Source organism: Herbidospora sakaeratensis (assembly GCF_001570525.1).
GTDB classification, from domain to species: domain Bacteria; phylum Actinomycetota; class Actinomycetes; order Streptosporangiales; family Streptosporangiaceae; genus Herbidospora; species Herbidospora sakaeratensis.
Genome location: NZ_BBXC01000012.1, coordinates 56,175 through 69,528 on the forward strand (window position 1 = coordinate 56,175; position 13,354 = coordinate 69,528).

The window sequence follows — 13,354 nt, forward strand, 5'->3', positions numbered from 1 at the left end:
CCGTATGCACTCCGCCGGCTCTCCTGCCTGCCCCGACTGCGGTGTCCCACTGGACGGGTCACCTCGCCGCTGTCCCGCCTGCGAGCTTCCGCTCCACGGCCCGATCGCGGCGGAGTTGTGGCAGCTCGACCTCGCTCTGAACGATCTACGGGGGCGCGAGGCCCGGCTGCTGGGCAGGAGGACGGAGCTGCTCACCGCGCTCCGCGCCGCCGGAGAGCACCAGCCCACCGGCGCCTGGGCCGGGGGAGCCCAAGCGCCGGTGAGCGGCCCATCCGAGCAGGAGGCGGCGAGCGCAGGGCAGCGGACGGGCGCCCAGGGACAGCCTGGGTGGCAGCAGGGCGGGGGCGGTTTCCATGGTCCCGTCGCGCCGAAGCGGGAGATGTCGCCCTCCGCTGTCCGGAATCTGCTGCTCGGGCTCGGCGGGTTGCTGCTCGTCGTGGCCGCGTTCGTGTTCACGATCGTCAGCTGGGGTTCCGTCGGGATCGGGGGGCGGGCGGCGATTCTGGTCGGGTTCACCGCCTTCGCCTTCGCGGCGCCCTTCCTGCTGGTCAGGCGGAACCTCAAGGCGACCGCCGAGACCGTCGCCATCCTCGGGCTGGCGTTGTTCCTGCTCGACGGCTACGCCGCCTACCAGGTCTGGTTCGAGCCCGACGTCGACGCGCTGGCGTACACGGCGGTGCTGATCGCGCTGGCGGCGGGGGTGTTCGCCCTCTACGGCGGGTACGCCCGGTTGTCGTTGCCGGTCCCGGTCGCCATCGGGCTCGCGCAGTTCCCGCTCATCATTTCCATCGCCGACGAGACCGTCGCGCACGCCGCCGGGGCGCTGGTGCTCACCGCCGCGTTCGACCTCGTCGTCTGGACGCTGACCCGCCGGAAGACCGCCCTGATCGGGCTGCTCGTCACCTGGGTCGTCGGCGTCTACATCGCGTTCTTCCAGTCGACGGCCTACCCCGACGACCTGGCGAAGGGGGTCGTCTACGGCGTCATCCTCGCCGTGGCCGCCGTCGAGGCCGCTTTCCTGGCCCGCAGGGCGACCAGGTTCCCGCTGGTCCCGATCATCGGGGGCGTCGTCGCGGGGGTGTTCGCGGTGCGGGCGCCGGTCGCGGCGGTCGTGCCGTTCGAGTGGGTCGTCCTGGTCGCGCCGGTCGCGGCGGGGGTGTTCGCGCTGGTGTTGCGGGGGCGGGCGCGCACGACCGCGCTGGTCGTGGGGGCGGTGGCGTCGATCGGCGTGCTGGCGCCGGTCCTCATCGTGGTGCGGGGGCCGCTCGACTGGGGGCACGGTGTCTGGTCGGCGAGCTGGGGCGCGGGGGCGGGCGACTACCTGAGCCGGTCGCCGTGGGTGCCGGGGGTGCCCGACCTGCTGCTGCTCGGGCTGATCACGGTCGCGCTGGCGCTGGTGGTGAAGCAGAAGGTCGTCGCGGTGCTCGCGGGGGCGCTGGCGGTCGCGTTCGTGCCGCCGGTGTTCGACCTGCCCTACCCCGTGATGATCGCAGTGCTGCTGGCGCTGACCGCCGGGATCGCGGCGGTGCGGCAGCCGGCGTTCGCCCGGCTCGCCCTCGGCGTCGGCGTGGTGGCCGTGGTGTGGGGGCTGGTCAGCGAGACGGCGACGCTCGTGGTGCTGGCCGCGCTCGTGGTGATCGCGGCGGGGGTGGCGGTCCGGGACGAGAAGTCGCGGACGTGGGCGGCGAACGTCGCGGTCGTGCACGCCGGCGGGTTCGTGGCGGCGGCCTGGCTGGCGGCCGATCTCCAGCCCCGGTTCCTCACGTTCGTGCTGCTCGCGGTGGCCGCCGCGGCCGCGCCCTGGCGGCGGACCGAGATCGGGGCCGGGGTGGCCGGGCTGGCGGGGCTGGCGGTCGTCCAGGACCTGAGGATGTTCAGTCTCGCGGCCGCCGCCGCCGGGGTGATCGCGACCGGGGTGGCGCTGCGCAAGGATCGCGGGAAGGTCGGCTACCTGGCCACCGCGCTGCTGCTGACGGCCTCGTGGTCGCGGCTGGTCGCCGAGGACGTCACCCTCGTCGAGGCCTACACCGCGCCGTTCTCGGCCGTGTTGCTGGTGTTCGGCTGGTGGAAGGCGCGGACCGGGTCGTCGTGGCGGGCCTACGGCGCGGGGTTGACCTTCACGCTGCTGCCGAGCCTGTTCGTGCTCTACGACCAGCCCGAAGGATGGGTCAGGCCGCTGGCGCTCGGGATCGTGGCGCTGGGAGTGCTGGTGGTCGGGGCGCTGCGGCGGCTGCAGGCGCCCGCCGTGCTCGGCGGGTTCACGCTCGCGGCGGTGACCGTGCACGAGATCGCGCCCTGGGTGGCCGACCTGGTGCTCCTGGTGCCCCGGTGGGTGCCGATGGCCGTGGGCGGGCTGCTGTTGCTGCTGGTCGGGGCGACGTACGAGAGCCGGATCCGCGACGTCAAGCGGGTCGGCGCGGCGATCCGGGGTCTGCGGTGAATCGTGTCTTTTAGGCAGATTCCCGGCGGAAGACGCTGTCGGCCTTCGGCCGTCAGCGTCTTCCTTCGACGAACTCCTCGCCCCTGAGCGCGCGTTCGACCAGGGCGATCGACTCGGCGAGGGCGACGAGCCGGGGGCCCTCCCGGCGGTAGACCTCCAGGACCGCCTCGACCACGTGGGGCGGCAGGTGCTCCTTCAGGTCGACGGCCGCGTCGCGGTAGCCCGCCCGCGCGCCCTCGACCTGGGCGCGCACGGTGTGGCCGGCCATGCGGGCCAGCGCGAGCGGATGGCGGCGCAGCACCCCGTAGGCGCGGTAGTCGGGCGGCACCGCGTCGAGCAGCCAGTTGACGGCCGACGTCTGCCAGTCGGGGCTGCCCGGTGGGCGTACTTCGGGTGGCCATCCCGGTGGAACGTACACGTGTTCGATATTATCGAAGGCATGAAGATCGGGGTGGTCGGCGCCGGCATCCTCGGGCTCGCGGTGGCGCGCGAGCTGACCTCCCGGGGCGCCGAGGTGACCGTGCTCGAGAAGGAAGACCGCGTCGCCGCCCACCAGACCGGGCACAACAGCGGGGTCGTGCACGCCGGGATCTACTACCGGCCGGGGTCGTTGAAGGCGCGGTTGTGCCGCGAAGGGGTCGCGCTGCTGCGCGACTACTGCCGGGAGCACCGGCTGCCCTACGACGAGATCGGCAAGCTGGTGATCGCCTCGACGAGGGCCGAGCGGGCGGGGCTGCGCGAGATCGCGGCCAGGGCGCGCGCGAACGGCGTACCGGACATCACCGAGCTCGACGCCCTCGGCCTGCGCGAGATCGAACCCCATGCGGTCGGCGTCGCCGCCGTCCATTCTCCCCGCACCGCCGTCGCCGACTTTCCCGCCGTCGCCCGGCATCTCGCCGCATCCTTGGATGTACGGCTCTCGCACCCCGTGCCGGCCGTCCACGAGTCGGCCACGGGTGTGGCGGCGGGCGGCCTGCGCTTCGACCGCCTGGTGGTCTGCGCCGGCCTGGGCACCGACGCCCTGGCGGGCCGGGGAGAGGTGCGCGTCGTCCCGTTCCGCGGCGAGTACTTCCGCCTGACCGGCCACGCGAAAGCCCTGGTCAAGGGCCTCATCTATCCCGTTCCCGACCCGCGTTACCCCTTCCTCGGCGTCCACCTCACCCGACGGATCGACGGCGAGGTGCTGGTCGGGCCCAACGCGATCATGGCACTGGCGCTCGAAGGCTACTCGTGGCGCGACGTGCGGCTGGGCGAGCTGGCCCGCATCCTCGCCTGGCCCGGCACCCGCAGGATGGCCCGCCGCCACTGGCTGACCGGCCTGCGCGAACTGAACGGCTCGCTGCGGCCGTCGGCGTTCCTCAAGGCGGCCCGCCGCTACGTGCCCGCGCTCACCGGGGGCGACCTGGTCAGGGCGGGCAGCGGGGTGCGGGCCCAGGCGGTCGGCCGCGACGGCGCGCTGATCGACGACTTCGCCATCGACCGCCACGGGCGGGTCCTGATCGTGCGCAACGCGCCCTCTCCGGCGGCGACGTCGAGCTTCGCCATCGCCCGGCATGTGGCTGATTTGACGGCAACCTTAAGCGATTCTTCATAAAGTGCTCAGGTACGCCCCCCATCGTCCGAGAAGATGCTCATGGTGACTCCCGAAGCCCGACTGCTGATCGTCGAAGACGAGCCGAACATCCTCGAACTGCTGGCCGCGAGCCTGCGGTACGCCGGCTTCGAGGTCAGCACCGCGTCCAGCGGCACCGAGGGAGTCGCCGCGGCCACCCGTCACCGGCCCGACCTGATCGTGCTCGACGTGATGCTGCCCGACATGGACGGCTTCGACGTCGTCCGGCGGCTGCGCGGCGGCGGCACCTTCACCCCCGTCGTCTTCCTGACCGCCCGCGACGCCACCGAAGACAAGATCCGCGGCCTGACGCTGGGCGGCGACGACTACGTCACCAAGCCGTTCTCGCTCGAAGAGGTCATCGCCCGCATCCGGGCCGTGCTGCGCCGCACCGCCGGCGACCCGACCGCGCCGCCGCCCCGGCTGACCTTCGCCGACATCGAGCTCGACGAGGAGTCCCACGAGGTCTGGCGGTCGGGCAACCCGGTGCCGCTGTCGCCGACCGAGTTCAAGCTGCTGCGCTACTTCATGGCCAACGCCGGGCGGGTGCTCTCGAAGGCGCAGATCCTCGACCACGTGTGGGACTACGACTTCCGGGGCGACGCCGGGATCGTCGAGTCCTACGTGTCGGTGCTCCGGCGCAAGATCGACAGCCGGTCGGCGCCGAGGTTGATCCACACCCTGCGCGGTGTCGGCTACGTGATGCGAACCTCGGCCTGACGACATGAGCCGGGTGTCGCTGCGTACGAAGCTGATCGCGGCGATGCTCGCCCTGGTCGCCTGGACCCTGCTGGTGATCGGCGCGGCCAGCGTCTCCCTCTTACGCAGCTACCTGATCGACCGCGTCGACGAGCAGGTGGCCAAGCTCAGCGTCCAGACGCTCGCGCGGCTCGCGCACAGCGGCGACCTGACCTATTCGATGCAGCGGCTGCCGCCCGAGGGCCTGGTGCAGGTCGTCGAGGCCGACGGCACGGTCGGCCCGACGGCGGCCGGCGAATCGGTGGTCGGCGGCCCGAGCCCGGCCGACCTGCCGCCCCCGGGCGAGATCGCGACCCGGTCGGCCGACGGCGTGTCGTGGCGGGTCAAGACCGTGCCGCTGGCGAGCGACCGCACCCTGGTCACGGCCATCGCGCTCGGCGGGGTCACCCAGATCACGAGCCGGCTGGGCCTGATCGTCATCCTGGGCGGCGCGGTGGTGCTGGCGCTGGCGGGCGCGATCGGGATCCTGCTGGTCCGGCGCAGCCTGCGCCCGCTGGCCGAGATCGAGCGCACGGCCGGATCGATCGCCGCCGGCAACATGAGCAGCCGCATCCCCGACCGCGACCCGCGTACCGAGGTCGGCCGGCTGGCCCGGTCGCTGAACGGCATGCTCGCCCAGATCGAGAAGGCCTTCGACGACCGGTCGCGCTCGGAGGCGGCGGCCCGGGAGTCGGAGGAGCGCATGCGCCGGTTCGTCGCCGACGCGTCCCACGAACTCCGCACTCCGCTGACCTCCATCCGCGGGTACGCCGAATTCCACCGTCAGGCCCCGCAGACCGACGTGACGCGGCTGATGCGGCGCATCGAGAGCGAGGCCGAACGGATGAGCCTCCTCGTCGAAGACCTGCTCCTGCTCGCCCGCCTCGACCAGCAGCGCCCCCTCGCCTCGAAGCCGGTCGACCTGCTGGCCATCGCGGGCGACGCCGTCCAGGACGCGCGCATCCTGTCGCCCGGCCGGGCGATCTCCCTGGCGGTCGAGGGCACGACCGCGCCGATCGTGTCGGGCGACGAGGTGCGGTTACGGCAGGTCGTCGGCAACCTGATGTCCAACGCCCTGGCCCATACGCCCGATGGGGTGCCGGTGATGGTGACCGTCGGCGCGGCCGGGACCGAGGCGTTCGTCGAGGTCGCCGACAAGGGGCCCGGGATGACCGCCGACGAGGCGGCGCGCGTCTTCGAACGTTTCTACCGCGCCGACCCGGCCCGCACCCACGACGAGTCGTCGGGCGCCGGGCTGGGGTTGTCGATCGTGTCGTCGCTGGTGAAGGCCCATGGAGGGACCGTGACCCTGGAGACGTCGCCGGGGGCGGGCGCGGCGTTCCGCGTGGTGTTGCGCCTGGAGCCGGAGCAGGACTAGAGGCCGGGGAAACCCTCGTCGGGGAAGCCGCCTTCGGGGGTGCCCGGAAGCGCCACCTGCTCGCCCTCGGTCAGGCCGCCGGTGATCTCCACCGTGGTGTCGCTGCGCACGCCCGTGGTGACCTTACGCTTCGCGCCGCCGGGCAGGGTGACCGTGTCGTTCTGGACGGCCCTGGCCGGGACGTAGACGACATTGGGTGATTCGCCCGTGACGACCTGGACGGTCGCGGACTGGCCGAGGAGGAGGCCGGCGGGCTGGTCGTCGAACGAGATGGTGACGCCGTAGCGGACCAGCCGGTCGGTCGTGGTGGCCATGGGGTCGATGTGCGAGACCGTGCCCTGGTAGGCGCCCTCGGCCAGGGTGATGACGGCCTGCTGGCCGGTTTTCAGGGTGCCGATGTCCGACTGGGTGAACAGGGCCTTGACCTGGAGGTCGGTCAGGTCGCCGAGGCTGACGAAGGCCCCCTCGGTGTAGGGGTCGCCCGCGACGCCGCCGACCTGGAGGACGGTGCCGGCCGAGGGGGCCTTGATGACGACGCCTTTCAGGGCGTCCCTGGCGGCGGTCAGGTCGTTCTCGGCCTTGGTGACGGCGGCTTCTGCTTCGGCCTCGGTCATCTGCGGGCCGCCGCCTTGCTGTTGCTGCGGGAGGCGGGCGCCGCCGCCTTGGGGGCGCTGCTGCTCCTGCTGCGGAGGCTGCTGGTCGCAGGATGGGCTCGGGCTCGGGGTCGGCGTCGGAGAAGGCGAAGGCGAAGGCGACGACGACGGCGATGGGGACGGCTCGGTCGCGGGGTCGAGGTGGACTTCCGCTTCCCCCTGCCGCCACGGCTTCTCCGATGGCACCGGAGACTTGGTGAACGACACCGCAGCGGCACGGATGCCGCTGGGCGAGCTCGACGGCTTCGCCCTGGCTGTAGGTGACGGCTTGCCGTTCGTGGGCGGGCAGTTCGTTTGGGGCTGTCGGCTGGGGGGCGCGGAGGAGCCGCCCGTCGCGCCCGAGCCGTCGACCGTGTCGAGTCGTTCCTCCGCCGCGGCCAGGGCGGCCTTCGCCGCGGCGTAGTCCTCGCGGGCGATCGTGTCGTCGATCCGGGCCAGCAGGTCGCCCTTGCGGACCTGGTCGCCGATCTTGACGTACACCTTCTCGACCGTCCCGGCCGTCGAGAAGGCCAGGTCGTGGATGCCGTCGTCCACGGTGTTCCCGGCGGCGGCGGCGACCGAGGTCACGTCGCCGCGGGCGGCGGCGACGAGTTCCACGTCAGGCAGGGCCGGCGGGTCCTCCGAGAGCAGGATCACGCCGGTGGTCGCCAGGGCGGCGGCGGCCAGGGCCAGGCCGCCGGCGCGGAGCCGGGTACGAGTCATGGCTCGTCATCCTGGTGACCGCGTGTCATGTTCCGCTGAGCCGAAACTGCGAGTTGCCTGTGGACCCTTGACAGGAAACGTTCAGGACCGGCAGAGGGCGCTCCAAACCTGGACCGGCAGTGTCCATCCCTGTGAAGTTGTCGACGAAGCGCAGAGCGCTGATCCTGAACGCCTCGCTGGGGGTGCTGCTGCTCGGCGGGGCCGGGGCGGCCTGGGCGTCCCTCGGGGGCGGGGGCGAGCCGGCGGCGTCGGGGAACGTGCTGACCACCAGGGTCACCCGCGGCACGGTCGAGGCGGCCGTGACCGCGTCGGGGGCCGTGGAGAGCTCCCGGGCCCGTTCGTTGAATTTCGCCACCCAGGGCACCGTCGCGTCCGTCTCCGTCGAACCCGGCGAGAAGGTGAAGAAGGGCCAGGTGCTGGCCCGCCTCGACGACGCGAGCGCCCGCGAGGGCGTGGACGCCGCCAAGGCGAGCCTCGACGCCGCCGAGGACGGCGACACCGACAGCGCCTCCGGCTACTCCCAGTACGTCGCCGCGAAGAACGCCTACCAGGCCGCGAAGCGCACCCTCGCCGGGACCGTGATCAAGGCCCCGTTCGCCGGGACCGTCACGGCGGTCGGCGGCACGGCCGGCGGGCCCTCGCAGGTCCAGGAGGGCGGCTTCGTCGACGTCGCCGACCCCGCCAGGCTCCAGATCGTCGGGAACTTCACCGAGTCGGACGTGACCAGGCTGAAGGTCGGCCTGGCGGCCCAGATCACCTTCGACGCGATCCCGGGCGTGACCGCCACGGGCGAGGTCGTGCTCATCGGGGCGCAGCCCCAGACGGAGGACAACGTGGTGTCGTATGCGGCCACGATCGCCCTGACCGACCTCCCCGACCAGGTCAGGCTCGGGCAGACGGCGTCGGTCAGCGTGGTGGTCGACCGGGCCGACGACGTGCTGACGCTGCCATCGGCGGTGATCACCACGGCCGGCGGGCGCAGCACGGTGACCGTGCTGGAGGACGGGCGGCAGACGGTGCGGGTCGTCGAGACCGGGGTGAAGGGCACGACGGGCACCGAGATCGTCTCGGGCCTCCAGGAGGGCGACCAGGTGGTGCGGCCGGTCGTCGCGCCGACCGGCCAGACCGGCGGGTTCCTCCGCGGCGGGTTCGGTGGGCGGCCATGAGCCTGGTGCTGGACGTACGGGACGCCACGAAGGTCTACGGCGCGGGCGAGACGGCGGTGCACGCCCTGCGCGGGGTGTCGCTCCAGGTCGAGCCCGGCGACTACGTGGCGATCATGGGGGCCTCCGGCTCCGGCAAGTCGACCCTGATGAACATCATCGGCTGCCTCGACGTGCCGACCGCCGGGCGGTTCCACCTCGACGGCGTGGACGTCGGCGCGCTCGACGACCGGCGGCAGGCGGTGGTGCGCAACCGGAAGATCGGGTTCGTCTTCCAGTCGTTCAACCTGATCCCGCGCATGACCGCCCTGATGAACGTCGAGCTGCCGCTCGCCTACGGCGGGGTCAAGCCGGCCGAACGCCGCCGCCGGGCGCTGGCCGCGCTCGACCTGGTGGGCCTGGCCGACCGGGTCGGCCACCAGCCGAACGAGCTCAGCGGCGGCCAGCAGCAGCGGGTCGCCATCGCCCGCGCGCTGGTCAACGCCCCCGCCCTGCTGCTGGCCGACGAGCCGACCGGCGCGCTCGACAGCACCTCCACCTTGGACGTGCTGGGCATCTTCGACCGGTTGTCGGCGACGGGCCGCACGATCGTCGTCATCACCCACGAGGCCGACGTCGCCGAGCACGCCAAGCGGGTGGTCCGGCTGCGCGACGGACGCGTCATCGAGGACACCCGGCTCGCCCCCGTCGACGGCCTGCCGCCCCGGCTCGGGGAGGCGACCGCGTGAGCGCCGTCGAGATCGTCCGGTTCGCCGTCCGGGGGCTGGCGGCCAACAAGATGCGCTCCGCGCTCACCACGCTCGGCATCCTGATCGGGGTCGCCGCGGTGATCCTGCTGGTCGCGGTCGGCGAGGGTTCCTCGCAGTCGATCCAGCGCAACATCCAGCAACTCGGCGCGAACACGCTCACGGTCAGCTCCTCGACCGGCGGCGGTGGCGGGGGCTTCCGGATGGCCCGACCGCAGGAGGACAGCGGGCCGCGCACCCAGGCCAGGCCGCTGACCGTGGACGACGCCAGGGCGCTCGCCGACAAGGCGGCCGCGCCCCACGTGGCCTCGGTGTCGCCGGTGGTCTCGGCGAACGCGCAGGCGGCGACGTACGACGGGGCCTCCCACCCGATCCAGCAGGTGATCGGCACCTACCCGAGCTACTTCGAAGCCTCCAACAAGCCCGTCGCCAAGGGCGCCTACTTCTTCAACGACGACGTGCTGGCCGCCCGCAAGGTCGTCGTCATCGGGCAGACCGTGGCCGAGAACCTGTTCGGCCCGATCGACCCGGTCGGGAAGCAGATCACCGTCACCGGGGTGCCGTTCACCGTCGTCGGGGTGCTGAAGGAGGCCGGGTCGGCCGGCGGGTTCCAGGACGCCGACGACGTCGCCATCGCGCCGCTGACCTCGGTGCAGCAGAGCCTCACCGGGTTCGGGCCGCTCGGCCAGATCCTCGTCAAGGCCGGGTCGGCCGCCGACGTGGCCGCCGCCCAGGCCGAGATCACCTCGGTGCTCGACCAGCGGCACGGCGTCGGCGGCACGGTGGCGGCCGACTACCAGATCCTCAACCAGGCCACCCTCCAGGAGACCGTCAGCGCCGCCACCTCGACGTTCACGGTCCTGCTCGCGGCCGTCGCGGCGATCAGCCTGCTGGTCGGCGGCATCGGGATCACCAACATCATGCTGGTCACGGTCACCGAACGGACCCGCGAGATCGGCATCCGCAAGGCCATCGGCGCGCCACGCGGCGCGATCCTCGGCCAGTTCCTCGTCGAGGCGACCCTGCTGAGCCTCGTCGGCGGCCTGCTCGGGGTCGCCATCGCGGTCGTCGGCGCGCAGTTCACCATCGCCGGCATCACGCCCGTCGTGGTGCCGAGCTCGGTCGTGCTGGCGCTCGGCGTCTCGGTCGCCATCGGGTTGTTCTTCGGCAGTTACCCCGCCAACCGCGCCGCCCGGCTGCGGCCGATCGAAGCCCTGCGCTTCGAGTAGCTTCGAGTTAAGGAGTCACGGTGCCCAGGCGTATGTCCGCCGACGAACTGCTGGAGACCTCGCCGTTCCGCGGCGAGCTCACCGAGGAGCTGACCGCCCGCCCCAAGCGGGCGAAACTCCCCAGACTGACCCTGTTCCTGGCCGCCGGGGTGATGCTGGTGGCCGGGATCCTCATCGGGATCCAGGCCCAGAAGACCTTCGGCGCCACCGACGACCGGACGGCGATGATCGGCCAGCTGATGGCTAACCGAGGTGGTCAGCTGGGCGGTCAGCCGGGTGGTCAGCTGGGCGGCCAGGGCACGGTCGGTACCGTCAAGCTGGTCGACGGCGACAAGGTCTACGTCGAGGGCGCCGACGGCACCACCACGGTCGTCACCACCAGTGACGACACCGAAGTACGAATCTCCAAAGAGGGCAAACCGTCGGATCTCAAGCCGGGCGCGTCGGTCGTCGTCCAGGGCGAGCGAGACGCCGACGGGAACGTCGCGGCCACCAGCGTGACCGAGGGCGGTGGCGTGCCGAGAATGCGAGCGAACCAATGAGTGAGGCCAGGCTCCTGATCGTCGACGACGAACCGAACATCCGGGAGCTGCTGTCGACCAGCCTCCGCTACGCCGGATTCGAGGTGATCACGGCGTCCGACGGCAGGGAGGCGGTCGAGGCCGCCGAACGATTCCGGCCCGACCTGATGATCCTCGACGTCATGCTCCCCGACATGGACGGCATCGCCGTCGCCACCCGCCTCCGCGCAGCCGGACGGCGGGTTCCGGTCGTCTTCCTGACCGCCCGCCAGGCGCACGACGACAAGCTCGCCGGCCTGGCCCTCGGCGACGACTACGTCACCAAGCCCTTCTCCCTCGACGAGGTGCTGGCCCGCATCCGGGCCGTGCTGCGCCGGGCCGGGGCCGCCGACCCCGCGCCGATGCGGCTGCGGGTGGCCGACCTGGAGATGGACGAGGACGCCCACCAGGTCTGGCGGTCGGGCCGCCCGGTGCGGTTGTCGCCGACGGAGTTCAAGTTGCTGCACTACTTCATGGTCAACCAGGGCCGGGTGCTCTCGAAGGCGCAGATCCTCGACCACGTCTGGCGCTACGACTTCGGCGGCGACCGGAACGTGGTCGAGTCGTACGTGTCGTACCTGCGCAAGAAGATCGACACCCGCGACCCAAAACTGATCCACACCCTGCGCGGCGTCGGCTACGTGCTGCGCGCGCCCCGCCGATGAGGCGGGTGCCGCTCTGGGCGCGGCTGGTGGCCGGGACGCTCGTCCTGGTCGCCCTCGCGATCACCCTCACCGGCGTGTTCGCGGTCCGGCTGCTGCGCGGCTACCTGGTCGACCGCATCGACCAGCAGCTGATCGCGGCCGGGCTGCCGCTGCGCGAGGTGACCCTCAAGCCGCCGCTGTCGCAACTCGTCAAACCCCGGCCGCAGCGGCTGCCGGGCCTGTTCCACGTGCTCATCCTCGACGCCGACGGCAAGGTGGCCGACCAGATCGCCACGTCGACCACGCCGGAGGAGCCGGTGCTGGCCGGCCTCGACCACACGAGGGTGGCGGCCCTGTCGGGACACCCCTTCACCGTCGAATCGGTCGACGGGACCGGCCCCGAGTGGCGGGTCGTGGCCGTGCCCACCCCCGACGGGCGCAGCCGGGTGGTGGCGGTCAGCCTGGGCGACATCGAGCACACCGTCTCCCGGCTGACCCTCATCGTGGCCGGGGTCGGCGCGGCCGTGCTGCTCGCGCTCGGGCTCGCCTGCCATTGGCTGGTACGCCGCAGCCTGCGTCCCCTCGGGGAGATCGAGCACACCGCCGCCGCCATCGCCGGGGGCGACCTGTCCCAGCGGGTGCCCGAACAACCCCGCAGCACCGAGATGGGCCGTCTCGGCGGCGCGATCAACGGCATGCTGCACCAGATCGAGCTGGCCTTCCGCGCCCGCGAGCAGTCGGAGACGGCCGCCCGGCGGTCGGCCGCCGAGGCGCGCGGCTCGGAGGAGCGCATGCGCCGCTTCGTCGCCGACGCCTCCCACGAGCTGCGCACCCCGCTGACCTCCATCAGGGGCTTCGCCGAGCTCTACCGCCAGGAGGCCGACCCGGACACCGAGAAGCTGATGGGCCGCATCGAGGGCGAGGCCGCCCGCATGGGCGTCCTGGTCGACGACCTGCTCCTGCTCGCCCGCCTCGACCAGCAGCGCCCCCTCGAACGCGAACCGGTCGACGTGCTCAGCCTGGCCGCCGGGGAGGTGCTCGACGCCCGGCTCCTGGCTCCGGAGCGCGAGATCGATCTGGTACGTCTGGACGACTCCGACGACCCCCTGATGATCGTCGGCGACGAGGCCCGGTTGCGGCAGGTCCTCGGCAACCTGGTGGGCAACGTGCTCAAGCACACCCCCGAGGGCACGGGCTTCACCGTGGCGGTCGGCGCGGCCTCGTCCGGAGTGGTGATCGAGGTCGCCGACGAGGGGCCGGGGCTGCGCTGCCCCGAGCGGGTCTTCGAGCGTTTCTACCGCGACGACCCGTCCCGCAGCCGGGGAGCCCGGAAGGGCGGGGCCGGGCTCGGCTTGTCGATCGCGGCGGCCCTGGTGGAGGCGCACGGGGGCCGGATCCGGGCGGCCAACGGCGAGCGGGGCGCGGTGTTCCGGGTGGAGCTGCCGGCGGGGTTGCCAGCATCCTCACAGGAGTGACTCAACGGCCTCAT

12 protein-coding genes are annotated in these 13,354 nt (G+C 72.5%); 10 read left to right on the forward strand and 2 right to left on the reverse strand.

Annotation, left to right across the window (positions count from 1 at the left end; all coding sequences use genetic code 11):
* Positions 1-4: 4 nt before the first annotated feature.
* Positions 5-2,440 carry an SCO7613 C-terminal domain-containing membrane protein gene (locus AW271_RS19160; RefSeq protein WP_157554378.1) on the forward strand — a complete coding sequence of 812 codons (2,436 nt, stop codon included), beginning with the start codon at positions 5-7 and terminating at the stop codon, positions 2,438-2,440.
* A gap of 52 nt (positions 2,441-2,492) precedes the next feature.
* Here AW271_RS19160 and AW271_RS19165 read toward each other — a convergent pair whose 3' ends face one another.
* Entirely contained in the window at positions 2,493-2,858 is a 366-nt protein-coding gene (locus tag AW271_RS19165) for a hypothetical protein (protein ID WP_083976857.1), read from the reverse strand.
* A gap of 21 nt (positions 2,859-2,879) precedes the next feature.
* On the opposite strand from AW271_RS19165, the gene lhgD reads away from it, so the two are divergent.
* Genes lhgD through AW271_RS19180 form a run of 3 tightly spaced genes read left to right on the forward strand, consistent with a single transcriptional unit; the run spans position 2,880 to position 6,168 of the window.
* Positions 2,880-4,034 carry an L-2-hydroxyglutarate dehydrogenase gene (gene lhgD, locus AW271_RS19170; RefSeq protein WP_062338715.1) on the forward strand — a complete coding sequence of 385 codons (1,155 nt, stop codon included), beginning with the start codon at positions 2,880-2,882 and terminating at the stop codon, positions 4,032-4,034.
* A 33-nt stretch (positions 4,035-4,067) separates the two neighbouring features.
* The gene (locus tag AW271_RS19175; protein WP_030452139.1) at positions 4,068-4,772 is read left to right on the forward strand and encodes a response regulator transcription factor; all 705 of its coding nucleotides are present in this window, start codon (positions 4,068-4,070) and stop codon (positions 4,770-4,772) included.
* Positions 4,773-4,776: 4 nt separating this feature from the next.
* A complete protein-coding gene (locus AW271_RS19180) occupies positions 4,777-6,168 on the forward strand; it encodes a sensor histidine kinase (RefSeq protein WP_062338717.1) in 1,392 nt (463 codons plus the stop codon).
* On the opposite strand, the gene AW271_RS19185 is transcribed toward AW271_RS19180, so the two are convergent.
* The gene (locus tag AW271_RS19185) at positions 6,165-7,523 is read right to left on the reverse strand and encodes an efflux RND transporter periplasmic adaptor subunit (RefSeq protein WP_062338719.1); all 1,359 of its coding nucleotides are present in this window, start codon (positions 7,521-7,523) and stop codon (positions 6,165-6,167) included. The two genes, AW271_RS19180 and AW271_RS19185, sit on opposite strands and share 4 nt — an antisense overlap.
* A gap of 119 nt (positions 7,524-7,642) precedes the next feature.
* Here AW271_RS19185 and AW271_RS19190 point away from each other — a divergent pair, with 119 nt between their 5' ends.
* The 6 genes from AW271_RS19190 to AW271_RS19215 are packed head-to-tail and all read left to right on the forward strand — an operon-like array spanning position 7,643 to position 13,340.
* Complete coding sequence (locus AW271_RS19190; RefSeq protein WP_245653104.1) at positions 7,643-8,689, forward strand: efflux RND transporter periplasmic adaptor subunit; 1,047 nt, start codon at positions 7,643-7,645, stop codon at positions 8,687-8,689.
* Complete coding sequence (locus AW271_RS19195; protein ID WP_062338723.1) at positions 8,686-9,414, forward strand: ABC transporter ATP-binding protein; 729 nt, start codon at positions 8,686-8,688, stop codon at positions 9,412-9,414. Before AW271_RS19190 ends, AW271_RS19195 begins: the two co-directional genes overlap by 4 nt.
* Positions 9,411-10,661 (forward strand): ABC transporter permease, encoded by a 1,251-nt coding sequence (locus AW271_RS19200; protein WP_062338725.1) that lies wholly within the window; start codon positions 9,411-9,413, stop codon positions 10,659-10,661. The genes AW271_RS19195 and AW271_RS19200 overlap by 4 nt, the downstream gene beginning before the upstream one ends.
* Positions 10,662-10,681: 20 nt before the next feature.
* Positions 10,682-11,203 (forward strand): hypothetical protein, encoded by a 522-nt coding sequence (locus tag AW271_RS19205; protein WP_157554380.1) that lies wholly within the window; start codon positions 10,682-10,684, stop codon positions 11,201-11,203.
* A complete protein-coding gene (locus tag AW271_RS19210) occupies positions 11,200-11,886 on the forward strand; it encodes a response regulator transcription factor (RefSeq protein ID WP_062338729.1) in 687 nt (228 codons plus the stop codon). The genes AW271_RS19205 and AW271_RS19210 overlap by 4 nt, the downstream gene beginning before the upstream one ends.
* Positions 11,883-13,340, forward strand: a complete 1,458-nt coding sequence (locus tag AW271_RS19215; RefSeq protein ID WP_062338731.1) for a sensor histidine kinase — start codon at positions 11,883-11,885, stop codon at positions 13,338-13,340. The genes AW271_RS19210 and AW271_RS19215 overlap by 4 nt, the downstream gene beginning before the upstream one ends.
* Positions 13,341-13,354 lie beyond the last annotated feature (14 nt).

Coding starts and splice junctions, on each gene's coding strand:
- AW271_RS19185 (WP_062338719.1), bottom strand. CDS start 7,523: ATGACTCGTACCCGGCTCCGCGCCGGCGGCCTGGCCCTGGCCGCCGCC.
- AW271_RS19160 (WP_157554378.1), top strand. CDS start 5: ATGCACTCCGCCGGCTCTCCTGCCTGCCCCGACTGCGGTGTCCCACTG.
- lhgD (WP_062338715.1), top strand. CDS start 2,880: ATGAAGATCGGGGTGGTCGGCGCCGGCATCCTCGGGCTCGCGGTGGCG.
- AW271_RS19215 (WP_062338731.1), top strand. CDS start 11,883: ATGAGGCGGGTGCCGCTCTGGGCGCGGCTGGTGGCCGGGACGCTCGTC.
- AW271_RS19210 (WP_062338729.1), top strand. CDS start 11,200: ATGAGTGAGGCCAGGCTCCTGATCGTCGACGACGAACCGAACATCCGG.
- AW271_RS19175 (WP_030452139.1), top strand. CDS start 4,068: ATGCTCATGGTGACTCCCGAAGCCCGACTGCTGATCGTCGAAGACGAG.
- AW271_RS19195 (WP_062338723.1), top strand. CDS start 8,686: ATGAGCCTGGTGCTGGACGTACGGGACGCCACGAAGGTCTACGGCGCG.
- AW271_RS19180 (WP_062338717.1), top strand. CDS start 4,777: ATGAGCCGGGTGTCGCTGCGTACGAAGCTGATCGCGGCGATGCTCGCC.